This window comes from Anaeromyxobacter sp. (genome assembly GCA_016718565.1).
Taxonomy (GTDB): Bacteria; Myxococcota; Myxococcia; order Myxococcales; family Anaeromyxobacteraceae; genus JADKCZ01.
The window spans coordinates 373,626-389,650 of the sequence record JADKCZ010000018.1 but is presented as its reverse complement, the minus strand read 5'-3'; the positions used below and the strand labels follow the sequence as shown (position 1 = coordinate 389,650).

General features: G+C 76.3%; 14 protein-coding genes. 11 read left to right on the top strand and 3 right to left on the bottom strand.

Annotation, left to right across the window (positions count from 1 at the left end):
* The first annotated feature begins 5 nt into the window (after positions 1-5).
* The 4 genes from IPO09_20800 (at position 6) to IPO09_20785 (ending at position 4,013) form a co-directional block, all read left to right on the top strand.
* The gene (locus IPO09_20800; protein MBK9519716.1) at positions 6-818 is read left to right on the top strand and encodes an SAM-dependent chlorinase/fluorinase; all 813 of its coding nucleotides are present in this window, start codon (positions 6-8) and stop codon (positions 816-818) included.
* A gap of 16 nt (positions 819-834) precedes the next feature.
* Complete coding sequence (locus tag IPO09_20795; protein MBK9519715.1) at positions 835-1,194, top strand: TIGR02266 family protein; 360 nt, start codon at positions 835-837, stop codon at positions 1,192-1,194.
* Between the two features lie 20 nt (positions 1,195-1,214).
* Positions 1,215-2,588, top strand: coding sequence for a class I SAM-dependent RNA methyltransferase (locus IPO09_20790; GenBank protein ID MBK9519714.1), 1,374 nt, complete (start codon positions 1,215-1,217; stop codon positions 2,586-2,588).
* A 102-nt stretch (positions 2,589-2,690) separates the two neighbouring features.
* Entirely contained in the window at positions 2,691-4,013 is a 1,323-nt protein-coding gene (locus IPO09_20785) for a HAMP domain-containing histidine kinase (protein MBK9519713.1), read from the top strand.
* On the opposite strand, the gene IPO09_20780 is transcribed toward IPO09_20785, so the two are convergent.
* Positions 3,952-5,199, bottom strand: coding sequence for a M48 family metallopeptidase (locus IPO09_20780; GenBank protein ID MBK9519712.1), 1,248 nt, complete (start codon positions 5,197-5,199; stop codon positions 3,952-3,954). The two genes, IPO09_20785 and IPO09_20780, sit on opposite strands and share 62 nt — an antisense overlap.
* Before the next feature lie 84 nt (positions 5,200-5,283).
* Positions 5,284-6,258 carry a glycoside hydrolase family 3 protein gene (locus IPO09_20775; protein MBK9519711.1) on the bottom strand — a complete coding sequence of 325 codons (975 nt, stop codon included), beginning with the start codon at positions 6,256-6,258 and terminating at the stop codon, positions 5,284-5,286.
* Positions 6,259-6,601: 343 nt separating this feature from the next.
* Here IPO09_20775 and IPO09_20770 point away from each other — a divergent pair, with 343 nt between their 5' ends.
* From IPO09_20770 to IPO09_20745, 6 genes are all read left to right on the top strand, one after another.
* Positions 6,602-8,005 carry a VWA domain-containing protein gene (locus IPO09_20770; protein ID MBK9519710.1) on the top strand — a complete coding sequence of 468 codons (1,404 nt, stop codon included), beginning with the start codon at positions 6,602-6,604 and terminating at the stop codon, positions 8,003-8,005.
* Between the two features lie 47 nt (positions 8,006-8,052).
* Positions 8,053-9,522, top strand: coding sequence for a tRNA (N6-isopentenyl adenosine(37)-C2)-methylthiotransferase MiaB (miaB, locus tag IPO09_20765; GenBank protein MBK9519709.1), 1,470 nt, complete (start codon positions 8,053-8,055; stop codon positions 9,520-9,522).
* Between the two features lie 232 nt (positions 9,523-9,754).
* Positions 9,755-10,156, top strand: a complete 402-nt coding sequence (gene vanZ / locus IPO09_20760; protein ID MBK9519708.1) for a VanZ family protein — start codon at positions 9,755-9,757, stop codon at positions 10,154-10,156.
* 14 nt (positions 10,157-10,170) lie between these two features.
* The gene (locus IPO09_20755; GenBank protein ID MBK9519707.1) at positions 10,171-10,692 is read left to right on the top strand and encodes a gamma carbonic anhydrase family protein; all 522 of its coding nucleotides are present in this window, start codon (positions 10,171-10,173) and stop codon (positions 10,690-10,692) included.
* The gene (locus tag IPO09_20750; protein ID MBK9519706.1) at positions 10,689-11,153 is read left to right on the top strand and encodes a cyclic nucleotide-binding domain-containing protein; all 465 of its coding nucleotides are present in this window, start codon (positions 10,689-10,691) and stop codon (positions 11,151-11,153) included. The genes IPO09_20755 and IPO09_20750 overlap by 4 nt, the downstream gene beginning before the upstream one ends.
* 85 nt (positions 11,154-11,238) lie before the next feature.
* Positions 11,239-11,895: a DedA family protein gene (locus IPO09_20745; protein MBK9519705.1), complete on the top strand. Its 657-nt coding sequence runs from the start codon at positions 11,239-11,241 to the stop codon at positions 11,893-11,895.
* On the opposite strand, the gene IPO09_20740 is transcribed toward IPO09_20745, so the two are convergent.
* Positions 11,892-14,429 carry a TIGR02266 family protein gene (locus tag IPO09_20740; protein MBK9519704.1) on the bottom strand — a complete coding sequence of 846 codons (2,538 nt, stop codon included), beginning with the start codon at positions 14,427-14,429 and terminating at the stop codon, positions 11,892-11,894. The two genes, IPO09_20745 and IPO09_20740, sit on opposite strands and share 4 nt — an antisense overlap.
* 131 nt (positions 14,430-14,560) lie before the next feature.
* Between IPO09_20740 and guaB the strand changes: the two genes are divergently transcribed.
* A complete protein-coding gene (gene guaB, locus IPO09_20735; GenBank protein MBK9519703.1) occupies positions 14,561-16,024 on the top strand; it encodes an IMP dehydrogenase in 1,464 nt (487 codons plus the stop codon).
* The last annotated feature ends 1 nt before the right edge of the window (position 16,025 follow it).

The following is a 16,025-nucleotide window of genomic DNA, read 5'->3' as shown; positions in this document are numbered from 1 at the left end:
CGTCCATGTCCGCCCCCCTCGTCACGCTGACCACCGACTACGGCGCCGGTTCCGGCTTCCCGGCCCAGCTCAAGGGCGTGCTGCTGGCGGCGCTGCCCGACCTGCGCATCGTGGACCTGTCGCACGGCGTGCCGGCCTACGACCTGCTGGCCGGGGCGCTGCTGCTGGAGGCCTGCGTGCCGGTCTTCCCCACCGACGCCATCCACCTGGCGGTGGTGGACCCGGGCGTGGGCACCGCCCGGCGCGGGCTGTGCCTGGTGGACGGGGCGGGGCGGCGGCTGGTGGGACCGGACAACGGCCTCTTCACCCCGTTCTTCGGGCCGGACACCCGCTGCTACGCCCTCTCCGACCCGGCCCTGGTGCCCCAGCCGCGGCGCCCCACCTTCCACGGCCGCGACGTCTTCGCCCCGGTGGTGGCGGCGCTGGCCGCCGGGCTCGAGCCGGCCCGCCTGGGCCCCGAGGTGGCCGACCCCATCTGCCTCGACTGGCCCACCGCCGAGCGGAGCGCCGGGCAGGTGCGCGGGGTCACGCTGGCCGTCGACCCCTTCGGCAACCTGGTGACCAGCATCCGCGAGGCCGACCTGGCCGGCGCCGAGGTGCGGGTGGTGCTGTGCGACGGCCGGCCGGCCCGCTGGGTGCGCACCTTCGGGGACGGCCAGCCGGGGGAGCTGCTGGCGCTGGTCGGTAGCGGCGGGCGGGTGGAGGTGGCGGTGCGGGAGGGGAGCGCGGCCGGTCACCTGCACCGCTGGCGCGGCGTCGAGGTCCGGCTGCTGCTCGGCGCCACCGCGCCGCTTGGCGGGTCGGGAGGCCCCTGCTAGAGTTTGACCCTCCGCAATGCCCGCCCCCGCCGACAACAAGCGCAAGGCCGCCCGGCTCCACCACGAGATCCCGGTGGCCTACCGCTCCGTCGGCAGCTTCCTCTCCGACTGGGCCACCAACATCAGCCAGGGCGGCCTCTTCATCAACACGCGCAAGCCGCTGCCGCTCGGCGCCGCCGTGAAGATCCTGCTGCAGCTGCCCGGGGAGCAGGCCCCCTCGGCGCTGGAGGGGCGGGTGGCCCGGGTCACCGGCTACGACAACGCCCAGAACATGGTCCCCGGCATGGGGATCGAGTTCACCGACGTGACGCCGGCGCGGCGCGAGGAGCTGGAGCGGTTCGTCCAGCGGCTGCGGCGGGAGCTGGAGGAGGCCTGAGGCCTCCCCGGGGCTCCCCCATCCGCCTCACCATCCCCATCGAGGACCTGGCCCCCGGCGGCGAGGGGGTGGGCCACGCCGACGGCCGGCCCGTCTTCGTGCCCTACACCGCGCCTGGTGACCTGGTGGTGGCCGAGGTGGTGGCCGAGGGCGAGGGGGCCGCCCACGCCGAGCTGGTGGAGGTGCTGTCGCCCGGCCCGGTGCGGGTGACGCCGCCCTGCCCGCACTTCGGACCGGCCGGCGACCGCTGCGGTGGCTGCGAGTGGCAGCACGCCGCCGCCCTGGCCCAGCTCACCGCCAAGGGGCGCACGGTGCGCGAGGCCCTGCGGCGCATCGCCCGGCTGGAGCCCGGCAGCTACGGCTGGCGACCGGTGCTCCCCTCGCCCCTGGCGCTGCGCTACCGCTCGCGCGCCAAGCTGCACCTCGACCGCGGCGAGGGCCGGCTGGTCTTCTTCCGCCGCCGCTCCCACCACCCGGTGCCGCTGCGCGAGTGCCACCTGCTCACGCCCGGCCTCGACGCGCTGCGCGGCGCGCTCGGGCCGGCGCTGGTGGCGGCCGGCCTGGCCCCGCGCGAGGTGGCGCTGGAGTGGTCGGAGCACGAGGGGCGCGGGGCCGCGCTGCTGTCACTGGCTGTCGCCGGCGACCGCGAGCGGCGCCGGGCCGAGGCCCTGCTGGCCGCGGTGCCGGGGCTGGCCGGGCTGGTGCTGCGGGCCGGGGAGGGGCCGCCGCTGCTGGTGGGCCAGCCGGTGCTGCGCCACCTGCGCGCGCCCGGCGACCCCGCCGCCGGGCTGTGCCGCTCCCGCCCGGACGTCTTCCAGCAGGCCAACCGCGGCGCCAACGCGCTGCTGGTCGCGGTCGCGCTCGAGCTCCTGGCGCCGGACGACCAGGACGTGCTGGAGCTCTTCTGCGGCGCCGGCAACTTCACCGGGCCGCTCTCTGCCAGGGCCCGCTCGGTGGCGGCGGTGGAGCAGCAGGGGCCCGCGCTGGAGCTGGCGCGGGCCGACCTGGGGGGCGGCTCGGTGCGCTTCTTCGCCGGCGACGCCGTCAAGCTGGCGCAGGCCTTCGCCCGCGAGTCCGACGCGGCCGACCGGCGGGGCGCCGGGGACGGGGCCCGCCGCTTCGGGGCCGTGCTGCTCGACCCGCCGCGCGAGGGGGCCCGGGGCATCGGGCCTGCCCTGCGGGCCCTCGGGGCGGCCCGGGTGGTCTACGTCTCCTGCGATCCCGCCACCCTGGCCCGCGACGTGCGGGGCTGCGTGGAGGCCGGCTACGTGCTGGAGCTGGTGCAGGCCATCGACCTCTTCCCGCAGACGCACCACGTCGAGGCGGTGGCCCTGCTGGTGGACCCGACGGCTGCGGCGCTAGGACGCAGGCCCGCCCCAGGAGGGGCGGCGTAGCATCGACCCATCACCAGCGAGACCACCAGCGACCGCGCCGCCGGGGCACCGGGCCGGTCCGCCCGCCTCCCCCCGCGCATCGCGCTCGGCTTCGCCGCCGCGGTGGCGTGCCTGCTGGCCACCGTGGCGGCCACCACCTGGCTGGAGGCCAGCCGGGACGAGCAGGCCCACCTGGTCCTCCACACCACCGAGGCGCTGCTGGCGCTGGAGGAGGTCGAGGCGGCGCTGCACGTGGCCACCGCCTCGGTGGACGCCCGCCCTGGCAGCGACGCGGGCTGGGAGCGCCGCCAGGCGGCGCAGGCCCTCGACCGGCTGGAGCCGGCCCTGGCGCGGCTCGAGGTGCTCCTGGCCGGCGAGCCGGACCAGGCGGCGCGCGCCCGCGCCCTGGCGGCGGCGCTGCGTGACGTGGCGGCCCCCGTCCGCGTGGCGCTGGCGGCGCTGGAGCGGGGCGCGCCGGGCGTGGGGCCGCCGCTGCGCGGCGCCGGGCTCGAGGAGGTGGCGCCGGCCACCCGGCTGGTGGCGGAGCTGGAGGAGGTGGAGCGGGCCCGGCTGGTGGAGCGGCGCGCCGGCTGGCGGCGCGCCTCGGTCACCGGGGCGGTGGTCTTCGGGGCCTCCACCCTGGTGCTGCTGGTGCTCATCCTGGCGGCGGCCCGGCTGGTGCGCACCGAGATGGCGGCGCGCGAGCGGCTCTCGGCGGAGCGGGCCGAGCTGCTGACCCTGCAGCAGCAGCTCATGGCGGTGGTGGGGCACGACCTGCGCAACCCGCTGGCGGCCATGAAGAGCGCCGCCTCGCTCATCGCCCGCTGCGAGGCCATCGACGACGATCACCGCGAGGACGCCCGGCGCATCGTCTCCAACTCCCGGCGCATGGAGCGGCTGCTGCGCGACCTGCTCGACTTCTCGCGCCTCCGCGCCGGCCACGGCCTGCCGGTGCGGCCCCGCGAGGCCGACCTGGTGGACGTGTGTCGGCGGGCCGTCTCCGACCTGGGGCGCGACGCCGAGGGGCGGGTGACGGTGGAGGGGCGCGGCGACGTGGGCGGCCTGTGGGACGGCGACCGCCTGGAGCAGGTGGTGGCCAACCTGGTGGTGAACGCCCTCAAGTACGGTCCGGGCCTGGCGCCGGTCCGCATCCTGGTGGACGGGGAGCGGGAGGGCGGCGAGGTGGTGCTGGCGGTCCACGACGACGGCGGCGGGCTGCCCGCCGACCAGCACGCCGAGATCTTCCGGCCCTTCCGGCGGGGCGTCTCGGGGGACGCGCAGGAGCAGCGCTCGGCCGGCCTGGGGCTGTTCATCGTGGCGCGCATCGCCGAGGCCCACGGCGGCGCCGTGGCGGTCGAGTCGGCGCCCGACCGCGGCACCACCTTCACCGTTCGACTGCCACGTGGGCGACCGCCAGCAGCCGCTCCAGCAGCGGCGGGTGGGTGAGGCGCCAGGCGACGTACCAGGGGTGCGGCCAGGGGTTCTGCAGGGTGTCCTCGGCCAGGTCGAGCAGGGCCGCGGCCAGCGGCTCGGGGGCGCCGGTGAGGCGCACCGCCTCGGCGTCGGCGGCGGCCTCCTGGCGCCGCGCCAGCCAGGCCTGCAGCGGCTGGAGCCAGAAGCCGAAGGCGCCGGCGCAGATGGAGACCAGCGCCAGGGCGGCGTGGGCCGAGGGCCCGGAGAAGCCGAAGGCGGAGTAGAGCGGCGCCCAGCCGGACGCCAGCCAGAGGACCACCAGCAGGAGGAAGGTGCCGGCCAGCGAGACCGCCAGCCGGATCGGCAGGTGGCGCAGCCGGTGGTGCCCCAGCTCGTGGGCCACCACCGCCTCCAGCGCGTCCGGGCCGAGGCGGGTCAGCAGGGCGTCGTCGAGCAGCAGGCGGGGCCGGAAGAGGCCGGCCAGCGCCGCGTTGGGGAGGCCGCCGCGGCCGCCGGTCATCACCACGAAGATCCCCTCCGGGCGGAAGCCGGCGCGGGTGGCCAGGGCCTCGAGCCGGCTGCGCAGCAGGCTCGGCGGCAGCGGCTGCTGCGGGGCGAAGCGCGGGGCCACCAGCACCGGCCAGACCCAGGCCAGGCCGATCTGCGCGCCGGCCAGCAGCCCGAAGAGCCAGAGCCACCAGGAGGGACCGCCCAGCGCCATGACCGCCTGCACCGCGTAGAGGAACGGCACCCCCAGGGCGGTGAGCACCAGGCCGGCGCGCAGCCGGCCGGCCAGGAAGCGGCGCGGGGTCACCCGGGTGAAGCCGAAGGCGCGCTCCACGCCGAAGGTGCGCCAGGCGGCGAAGGGCAGGTCGAGCAGGGCCAGCCCGGCGGTGAGGAGCGAGAGGAACAGCACGAACTCGTGCTGCTGGCCTGCCACGGCGTCGAGCCGCCGGTCGAACCAGGGCAGGAGGCCCGAGAAGAGCAGGCCCAGGGTGGCCGCCGCCGAGGCCAGGCCGCGCGCCAGCGCCACCCGCCCGCTGGCCAGCGCGTAGGCGCGGGCCCGCTCCGCCACCTCGGGCTCCACCAGCCCCTGCAGGTCGTCGGGAACGCCGCGGCAGCGGTGCGCGTGCCAGAGGTTGACCAGCAGGACGCCGAGATCGGCGGTCTGCTCGGCGGCGAAGAAGCCGAGGAACACGGGGAGGAAGGTGGCCTGCATACCCTCTGAGGCGGCCCATTCCGGGCCCGTGTGACGGGGCAGGCTTGTGACAAATGCAGGTGCGTTTTTCGGCGCCCAGGCCCGTCAGGGGGTGAGGCCGGCTCGCACCTTGGCGGTGAGGACCCGCCGGACGCTCTCGTCGAGCCGTGGCGCCAGCTCCGGGCGGCCCCGCACCAGGTCGGCGATCACCCGCCGCGGGTCCGGCAGGTCCAGCCAGGCCACCGGGGCGGTGGTCAGGAGGAGGTCGTTTCCGGCCAGGAAGGCGCGGCGCCAGAGCTCCGCGGTGTCGCCGCCGGTGGCGGCGAGCAGGCTGGGCACCGCCAGGTCGTCGGTGACGGTGAGGAAGCCGGACAGGTGGGCCCGGGCCACCAGCTCCGGCGAGAGGATGGCCGGCACGCCGCCGTAGGCGCTGAACCCCACGTTGGCGAGCATCACCCCGGCCAGGTCGTCGGCCGCGGCCACGAAGGCCGCCTGGTGACGGGCGATCTCCTGGGGGCTCCGATCGACCGTGAGCAGCGCCTTGTCCGACGACCCGGCCACCGGGCCGTAGCCGGGGAAGTGCTTCCCCACCGGGAGGACTCCCGCCGAGGCCAGCCCGCGGGCGAAGGCACGGCCGAGGCGGGCCACCTGCACGGCGTCGGCGCCCAGCGAGCGGCCGGTGTCGGCCATGAAGCCGGTGTCGGCCAGGTCGAGCACCGGCCCCAGGCTGACGTTGATGCCGCGGGCCCGCAGGTCGAGGCCGGCGCGCCGCCCCCAGGCCTCGGCCTCCCACCGCCCCTCGGCGCCCATGGAGCGGGCCGAAGGGAAGGCCGACAGGGTCTGCAGCCCCTTGAAGCGGTTGAGGTCGCCGCCCTCGAGGTCCACCGCCACCAGCAGGGGCACCCGCGAGCGCCGCTGCAGCCCGGCCACCCTGGCCTCGATGGCCCCCGGGTCGCGCAGCCACCTGCCCACCAGGATGACCCCGCCGAGCTCGATCGGACCCTCCCCGGGGGGCGGGTAGGCCATGACCAGCTGGGCCACCTTCTCCTCCAGGGTCAGCGAGGCCAGCCTGCGCTCCACCGCCGCCAGCCCCTCTGGGGAGGCGAGCGCGAGGGCCCCGCGCTGGGCGGTGGGCGGGCGATGCGTTGCCGACGCGGCGGGGGCCTGGCGGGAGGCCGCTGGCGCCTGCGAGACCGGCGCCGTCGCGCAGGCCGCCAGGGCGAGGAGGGACAGCAGGAGGGGGAGTGGGGAGGGGGTCAGGGTCGGGGTCGGGGTCGAGGTCGGGGTCGAGGTTGAGGTTGGGGTCAGGGTCGGGGTCGAGGTCAGGGTCGAGGTCAGGGTCGAGGTCGAGGTTGGGGTCGAGGCCGAGTGAATCGTGGATGGGCGTCGGCGGCAAGCGACCACCCCGGCTAGACTCCGGGGGGTGTTGGCCCGCCTCGTCGAGTTCGCCCGGCTGCTGCGCCAGAACGGCGTCCGCGTCTCCACCGCCGAGGTGGGCGACGCGGCGGCGGCGGCGGCGCTGATCGGCCTCTCGGAGCGGGCCGGCCTGAAGGCGGCCCTGGCGGCCACGCTGGTGAAGCGCTCGGCCGACCAGCCGGCCTTCGAGGTGCTCTTCGACCTCCACTTCTCCGGGCTGGGGCGGGTGCTGGCCGCCGCCGAGGGCAGCCTGGTGGAGGCGCTGCGGGAGGCGGGGCTGCTCTCGGGCGACGAGCTGGAGATGGTCATCCGCCGGCTGGCCGCGGCCGCGGCCGGGATGGGGCCGCTGGGGCGCGCGGCGGTGGCGGGGGATCGCGGCCAGCTCCTCCGGCTCCTGCGGGCGGCGGCGCTGCAGCTCGACTTCGCCCTGCTGGCGGGGGCGCGCGGCGACTTCGCGGTGCGGCGGCTCACCTCGGCCGCGGGCGGCGACCAGCTGGCGGAGGACGAGGCGCGGGCCCGGGCGGCGCTGGCCGGGTCCGGGCTCGATCCGGGCACGCTGGACGCGCTCTCCGGCGCGCTGCGGGAGGCCTTCGCGGGCGTGGAGGCGGCAGCCCGCGCCTGGGCGGAGTGGGAGCTCCTGGCCCGCTCCCCGCCGCGGGCGGCCGACGCGCTGCCAGGCCCGGGGGCGCCCCGCCCCACCCAGGCAGAGCTGGACCGGGTGGCGGCGGCCGTGCGGCGGCTGGCCAGGCGGCTGCAGGCGCGGCTGGTGCGCCGCGACCGGAGCCGGCGGCGCGGGGCGCTGGCGCTGCGCCGCACCCTGCGCCGCAACCTGGGGCTGGGCGGCTGGCCGGCGCGGCTCCTCTTCCGGCGGCGGCGCCCGGAGCGGCCCGACCTGGTGGTGCTGTGCGACGTCTCGGAGTCGATGCGCCCGACCACCCGGCTCATGCTGCTGTTCCTCTCGGTGCTGCAGGCGCAGGCCCGGCGGGTGCGCACCTTCGTCTTCGTGGACGAGCTGGGCGAGGTGACCGACCTCCTGCGCGCCGCGCCGGATCCGGCCCGGGCGGCCGACCTGGCGGTGGCGGCGCGGGTCATCCCGCTGTCCGGCAACTCGGCCTACGGGCGGGTCCTCCGGCGCTTCCAGCGCGACCACCTGGACGCCGTCTCGCGGCGCACCACGGTCATCGTCATCGGCGACGGGCGGACCAACTACGCGCCGCCGGAGGTCTGGGCGCTGGAGGCCATCGCCCGCAAGGCCCGGCGGGTGCTCTGGATCTGCCCGGAGCCGCGCTCGCGGTGGGGCCAGGGCGACAGCGAGATGGCGCTCTACGCGGCCCGCTGCGAGCGGGTGGCCACGGTGGAGCGGCTGGCCGACCTGGAGGGGCTGGCCGACGCGCTGGTGCCGAGGCGCTGAGGCCTCGCCTTGACGCCGGGGGGCACCTTTCCCTAGGGTCCGCCGCCGTGTCGGACCTCGTCTCCCTGGGGCGCAGCGCGCCCACCCCCGCCGCTGGCGCCCCGGCCGCCTCGCCGGCGGCCGCCGCGCCGCTGGTGGCCCCGGCGCCGCCCGCCACCCGGGGCGCCGCCGCCACCCGCACGGTCTTCGTCCACACCTTCGGCTGCCAGATGAACGAGTCGGACTCGGACCGGATGGTGGAGCTGCTGGGCCGCCACGCCTACGCCCGCGCGGCCACCCCGGAGGAGGCCGACCTGATCCTGCTCAACACCTGCGCGGTGCGCGACAAGGCCGAGCAGAAGCTCCTCTCGGTGCTGGGGCGCTACCGGGCGGTCAAGGAGCGGCGCGGCGCGCTCATCGCGGTGGCCGGCTGCCTGGCGCAGCAGGAGAAGGAGCAGCTGCTGCGGCGGGTGCCGCAGGTGGACTTCGTCTTCGGCCCGGACAACCTGGCCCGCCTGCCCGAGCTGGTGGAGCGCGCCGCCGGGCGCGAGCGCTTCGCCGAGACCGACTGGATGGACTCGGAGGCCTACCTCTTCCCGCGGGCCGACCCCGACGCGGCGCGCGGGCGGGTCACCGCCTTCGTCACCGCCATGAAGGGCTGCGACAACGTCTGCGCCTTCTGCATCGTGCCCCACACCCGCGGGCGCGAGGTGTCGCGGCCGGTCGACGAGGTGGTGGCCGAGTGCGCCGACCTGGCGGCGGTGGGCGTCCGCGAGGTCACCCTGCTCGGCCAGAACGTCAACTCCTACCGGGGCGGCTGCGGCTTCGCCGCGCTGCTGCGCCGGGTGGCCGCGGTGCCTGGGCTGGCCCGGGTGCGCTTCACCACCAGCCACCCGCACGACCTCTCCGACGAGCTGGTGGCGGTCTTCCGCGACGAGCCGAAGGTGGTGAGCCACTTCCACCTGCCGGTGCAGTCCGGCTCCGACGCGGTGCTGCGCCGCATGCGGCGCGACTACTCGGTGGCCGGGTACCTGGCCCGCCACGACGCCCTGGTGGCGGCCCGGCCGGGCATCGCGGTCACCACCGACTTCATCGTGGGCTTCCCGGGCGAGACCGAGGACGACTTCGAGGCCTCCCTGGCCGTGCTGGAGCGGGCCCGCTTCGAGGCCTCCTTCACCTTCATCTTCAGCCCGCGCCCCCACACCACCGCGGCGCGCCACCTGGGCACGGCGCCGGAGTGGGCCGAGGTGCCTCGCCAGGTGGCGGTGGCGCGGCTGGAGCGGCTCCTGGCGGCGCAGCGCCGCCTCACCCAGGAGCGGCTGGACCAGGCGGAGGGGACGGTGGTGGAGGTGCTGTGCGAGGGCACCAGCGACGATCCGGCGCGCCGCTTCGGGCGCACCGGAGAGAACCGGCTGGTCCACTTCGCCGCCGACGAGGCGGCGGCGCCGGCGGGGGCGCTGCTGCGGGTGCGGGTGGTGCGGGCCGTCGGCCAGGCGCTGGCCGGCGAGCTGCTCGGGCCGGCGCCGGAGCGGGCGTGACGGCCGGTCCGGTGGGGGCGCCGAGCCCGGGTCCGACCGCGACCCCGACCGCGACCCCGACCCCGACCGCGACCCCGACCGCGACCCCGACCCCGGCCCCGACCCGACCCGACCCGACCCGACCGCGACCCCGACCCCGACCTCGACCTCGACCTCGACCGCGACCGCGACCGCGACCGCGACCCCGACCCCGGGTTCCGCGCTCCCTCTCCCCTCCGGGGAGAGGGCCGGGGTGAGGGGCGCCCCGATCGGGCGCGGCCGCCGCCTGCTCTGGCTCGTCCCGGCCACTGGCTACGCCGCCGTCCTCTTCTGGCTCTCCGACCAGGCCAACCCGTTCCCGTGGGTGCCGGGCTCCCTGTGGGATGCGGACAAGCTGCTGCACGCCGGCGCTTACCTGGTCCTGGCGGCGCTGCTGGCGCTCGGGCTGCGCCACGCCACCGGCCTCGGCCCTCGCCGGGCGGCCCTGGTGGCGGTGCTGCTGGCCAGCCTCTACGGGGTGTCCGACGAGGTCCACCAGTCCTTCGTGCCCAACCGCACCGCCGACGTGGCCGACTGGGTGGCCGACGTGGCGGGCGCCGTCGTCGGTGGGCTCCTGGCCGCCGCCGCCTTGCGGCGCCGGGCGGCCGCGGGCTAACGTCCGCGGCCGACATGGCGTTGATCCGGCCCTACGCGGGCAAGGCCCCCCGCATCGACGCCAGCGCCTTCGTTGCCCCCGGCTGCACCGTGGTGGGCGACGTGGAGCTCGGCCCGGGCGCCTCGCTCTGGTTCGGCGTGGTGGTCCGGGGCGACGTGAACGCCATCCGCATCGGCGCCCGCAGCAACGTCCAGGACCTCAGCGTGGTGCACGTCACCGGCGGCACCCACCCGACCACCATCGGGGAGGACGTCACGGTGGGTCACCGGGTGGTGCTGCACGGCTGCACGGTGCACGACCGCTGCCTCATCGGCATCGGCGCGGTGGTGCTGGACGGCGCCGAGATCGGGCCGGACGCCATGGTGGGGGCCGGCGCGCTGGTGCCGCCGGGCATGGTGGTGCCGCCGCGCTCCCTGGTCATGGGCACGCCGGCGCGGGTGAAGCGGCCCCTCACCGACGCCGAGGTGGCGCACCTGCGGGAGTCGGCCAGCCGCTACGTGGACTACGCCGCGCGCTACCGCGACGAGGGTCCATGACCGCGGCCACCGCCCTCCCGGTGCTGCAGCGCTGCGCCCTCTTCAAGGACTTCACCGAGACCGGCCTCAGGATCTTCGCCGCCATCGCGGTGGAGCGCAGCGTGCCGGCCGGGGCGTCGCTCTTCGTGGAGGCCACCGCCGGCGAGTCGCTCTTCATCGTGCGGCAGGGGTCGGTCCGCCTGACCCGGAAGGGCGAGCACGGGGAGCAGCAGCTGGCGGTGGTGGGGCCCGGCGAGCACCTCGGGGCGATGGCGCTGCTGGCGCGCAGCACCCGCCTGCTCTCGGCGGTGGCGGCCACCGACTGCGAGGTGGTGGAGCTGACCCAGCGGGACTTCACCCTCCTGCAGCCGCAGAAGCCCCAGGCGTGCCTCAAGCTGGCGCTGGCCATCGCCGCCGACGTGGCGGCCCGGGTGGCCGAGAACCACGAGCTGGTGCGCCAGCTGTCGCCGCGGCGGCCCTGAGCGGAGATCGCGCGGGCGGCGCGAGGAACGGCTGGACTTCCAGCCGGCATGGCGGCGAATATCCCCGGCCATGCTGGACCCTGCCCTGGTGGAGCGCATCCTCGACCGCCTCGCCGGCGAGACGCTCCACGTCGGGTACGCGGTGGTCTTCTCGGTGCTGGTGCTGTGCGGCTTCGGCCTGCCGCTGCCCGAGGACATCATCCTGGTGACGGGCGGCCTGCTGGCGTGGCGGGCCAGCCCGCTCGGCGAGGCCACCCTGGCCGGCATGCTGCGCGACCCCGGCCTGCTCACCATGATCGGCTTCGGCATGGCCGGCATCCTGGTGGGCGACTCGATCATCTTCTTCGCCGGCCGGAAGCTGGGGCACCGGGTGGCCGAGTTCGGGCCGCTGCGGCGCATCATCACCCCGCAGAAGCTCACCGCCGCCGAGACCCTGCTGCGCCGCCGCGGCAACCTGGTGGTGGTGGTGGCCCGCTTCCTGCCGGGCCTGCGGGCCCCCACCTACTTCACCGTGGGTCACGCCAAGCTGCCCTACTGGGAGTTCCTGCTCTTCGACGGGGTGGCCGCGCTGGTCTCGGCGCCGCTGTGGGTCTGCCTGGGGTTCTACTTCGGGTCGAACATCGCCGAGGCCCTGCGCACCGCCACCCGCTTCGGCCACTACATCCTGGCGGCGGCGCTGGTGGTGGTGGGCGCCATCGCCATCCGCTGGTGGCAGCGGCGCCACGCCGCGCCCCCGCCCTAGGCCGGGGGCGGCCCCGGCGGCCGCGCCAGCAGGCGCCGCAGCATGGCCCAGAAGCCGCGCCCGCCCGCGGCCGGCCGGTCCGGTGGCGCGCCGGCCAGGGCGCCCCCGTCGCCCGCCTCGGCGCCTGCGGGGGCCCCGCGCGGCGGCGGCGTCAGCACCAGCGGGAAGCTGCCGGTGGTCAGGGGCTGCGCCGCGCCGCTCCCGCCCTCGAGCTTGCGGATCAGGGTCTCCTGGCCGTCGCGGGTGGACATCTGGGCCTGCACGCTGCGTCCGGTGTTCATCTCCCGCGCCGTCACCGTGAGCAGGCACTCGGCGCCCAGCTCGAAGGTGACGGCGATCTTGACCATGCCGCGCGGCCCCGGCGGCAGGCCGGCCAGCCGCAGCGTGCCCAGGTAGGCGCAGGCCTCGGCCCGGTCGCTCTCCCCCTGCACCACCACCAGCTCGAACTCGGTCTGCCCGTCGCGGGTGGAGGAGAGGCCGTACTGCTTGCGGGCCGGCAGCGAGGTGTTGCGCTCGATGATGTGCTTGACCCGGCCGCCCGGCAGGCCGATGCCGATCGACATGGGCAAGACGTCGATGAGCACCACGCCCTCGGCGGAGCCCAGGGAGTGGGCCAGCAGCGCCGCCCCCACCGCCACCGCCTCGTCCGGGTGGACGGCGCGCGAGGGGGCCCGTCCGAAGTAGGCCGCCACCTTCCGGTGCACCAGCGGCATGCGCGACTGGCCGCCCACCAGGATCACCTCGTCGAGGTCGCCCGGCCCGAGCCCCCTGGCCGCCAGCACCTCGCGGCACACCTCGATGGTCCGGTCCACCAGCGGCTCCACCAGCGCGTCGATCTCGTCGCGGTCGAGCAGGGTGTCCAGCGCCAGCGGGGCCCCGTCGCGCATGGCCAGGAAGGGGAGCTGCACCGCGAAGTCGGTCCGCTCCGAGAGGGCGCACTTGGCCCGCTCGGCGGCGTCCGCCAGGCGCGACAGCGCCACCCGGTCGCCGTCGAAGGGGGCGCCGGTCTGCTGCTCGAAGCGGGCCAGCAAGAGGTCGGTGATGCGGGCGTCGAAGTCCACGCCGCCCAGGAAGGTGTCGCCCCCGGTGGAGATCACCTCGTAGACGTTGTCCTGCAGCTCCAGCACCGAGGCGTCGAAGGTGCCGCCGCCCAGGTCGTAGACCAGCACCCGCTGCTCCAGGTGGCGCCCGTAGGCGTACGCCACCGCCGCCGCGGTCGGCTCGTTGAGGATGCGCTCCACCTGCAGGCCGGCCAGCGCGCCGGCCTGGCGCACCGCCTGGCGCTGCCGCTCGTCGTAGTAGGCCGGCACGGTGATGACGGCGCGGTTGACCTCCTCGCCCAGGTGGTTCTGGGCCACCTCCTTCACCTCGCGCAGCACCAGCGCCGAGACCTGCTCCAGGCTGAGGGTGCGGGCGCCCAGCCGCACCGCCGCGTGGCCGTCCTCGCCGGGCACCACCTGGTAGGCGACCTTGCCCCGCAGCTCCTGCACCGGCGCCGAGTCGAAGGGCCTCCCGACCAGCCGCTTGGCCCCGTGCACCGTGGCCTGCGGGTTGACCAGCAGCTGCGCCCGCGCCAGGTGGCCCACCACCAGCGTGTTGCGCGAGTTGACCGCCACGATGGAGGGGACGGTGTTGTAGCCCTCCCGCGAGGGGATGACGTAGGGCCGGCCGTCCCGCACCACCGCGGCGCAGGAGTTGGTGGTGCCCAGGTCGATGCCGATGATGGCCCGGGACGGGCTGGTGATGGGCGCCGGGGAGGCGGGGAGCGGCACCTCCGCCGCCGGGAGGCCGGCCTGCAGCTGCTCCAGCCGGTGCGGCGCCGCCAGGTCGGCCAGCGCCGGGAGCGCCGGGCTGGCGGGGGAGGGGCGGGCCGGGGCGCCGTCGCCCTGCAGCGAGGGCCAGGCCCCGGTGACGGGGGTCGGGGGCGCGGTCGCCGCGGCGGCGCGCGGCGTGGTGGCGGGCGTGGTCGGCAGCGGCGGCGGGCGCGGGTCCGCCGCCGGTCGCGCCGCCGCCTCGAGGCGCGGCGCGGCGGGCTGCGGCGGGGGGCTGGGGCTGGGCCGGGTGGAGGGCGCCAGCCGCGGCGGGGCCGCGGGGGGCGGGGGGCCGCGGGTGGAGGGCGGGGTGGTGACGGGCCGCTCGGCCAGCGGCGGCGGGCCGGCCACGCCGGGGGCGGCGCCGCGCGGCTCCCGCCCGGCCACCATCCGATCCACCATGGCGCGCGAGGCCTCGTCGAGCGCGGTGAACTGCAGCCCCATGCCCGGCACGCGGTGGGGCCGGGCCGCCGGGTCCTCGGCGTGGACCCAGCGCACCACGCCCTGCCCCCGGATGACCACCTCGCCGGTGGAGAGGCGCAGCTCGAAGGTGAGCGGCGTGCCCACCGGCTTCGGCTGGCGGGTGCGGATGAAGACCCCGCCGCGGGAGAGGTTCACCGCGAAGCGCGCGGCGAACTCGTCGACCGAGCCGTAGGCCAGCCGGACCGTCAGGCCCACCGGGGTGCGCTGACCCGTGCGCTCGTTCTGGTTGGGCCCCGGCACGGCCCCCCGAGTATCCCCGTCGCGGAGCCGGCGCCGCAACCGGAAAGGGGAGCTTTCTCGCGGATCTCGGGCTCCCGGAGCGGGTCCAGGGTGCGCCTTGACCACACAGCGGGGGTGCGATATCCGTCCGCATGCTCAACCGCGACGACCTGAAGCTGGCGCTGACCTTCGACGATGTCCTGCTGCTGCCGGCCGAGTCGGACGTGCTGCCCAAGTCGGTGGAGACCTCCACCCGGCTGACCCGCAACATCACCGTCAACGTCCCCATCGTCTCGGCGGCCATGGACACCGTCACCGAGGCGCGCATGGCCATCGCCATGGCGGCCAGCGGCGGGCTGGGCTTCATCCACAAGAACCTGTCGGTCGAGGAGCAGGCCGCCGAGGTCCACAAGGTGAAGAAGTACGAGTCGGCGGTGGTGGGCGACCCCATCACCATCGAGCCCGAGGCCAGGCTCTCCGCCGCGGTGGCGCTGATGCGGGAGAACGGCATCAGCGGCATCCCGGTGACGCAGAAGGGGAAGCTGGTGGGCATCCTCACCAACCGCGACCTGCGCTTCGAGCGGAACCTGGAGCAGCGGGTCTCGGAGGTCATGACCACCAAGCTGGTCACGGCGCGGGAGGGCGTGGACATCGAGGACGCCAAGGTCCTGCTCCACAAGCACCGCATCGAGAAGCTGCTGGTGGTGAACGAGGCCTTCGAGCTGCGCGGCCTCATCACCATCAAGGACATCGAGAAGGTGCAGCAGCATCCCAACGCCGCCAAGGACCGGCTGGGCCGCCTGCTGTGCGGGGCCGCGGTGGGCATCGGGCCGGACCGCGAGGCGCGCATCCAGGCGCTCCTCAAGGCGGGCGTGGACGTCATCACCATCGACACCGCCCACGGCCACAGCCGCGGGGTGGTGGACGCGGTGCGCTCCACCAAGGCCAACTTCAAGGGCATCGAGCTGGTGGCCGGCAACGTGGCCACCTACGAGGCCGCCGACGACCTGTGCAAGGCCGGGGTGGACGCGGTCAAGTGCGGCATCGGCCCGGGCTCGATCTGCACCACCCGGGTGGTGGCCGGCGTGGGGGTGCCGCAGATCACCGCGGTGGACGAGTGCGTCAAGGCGGCCGAGCGGCACGGCGTGCCGGTCATCTCGGACGGCGGCGTGAAGTACTCCGGCGACCTGGTCAAGGCGCTGGCCGCCGGCGCCTCCAGCGTCATGATCGGGTCGCTGCTGGCCGGCACCGAGGAGGCGCCCGGCGACGTGATCCTCTACCAGGGGCGCAGCTACAAGGCCTACCGGGGCATGGGCTCGCTGGGCGCCATGAAGAAGGGGTCGAAGGACCGCTACTTCCAGGCCGACACCACCGACGCCGACAAGCTGGTGCCGGAGGGCATCGAGGGGCGGGTGCCCTACAAGGGCACCATCGAGATGACCCTCTTCCAGCTGGTGGGCGGCCTGCGCAGCGGCATGGGCTACCTGGGCTGCCGCACCATCGCCGAGCTGCGCCAGAAGCCCCGCTTCGTCCAGATCTCCAGCTCCGGCCTGCGCGAGAGCCACGTCCACGACGTGATCATCACGCAGGAGGCGCCCAACTACCGGGTCGACTGAC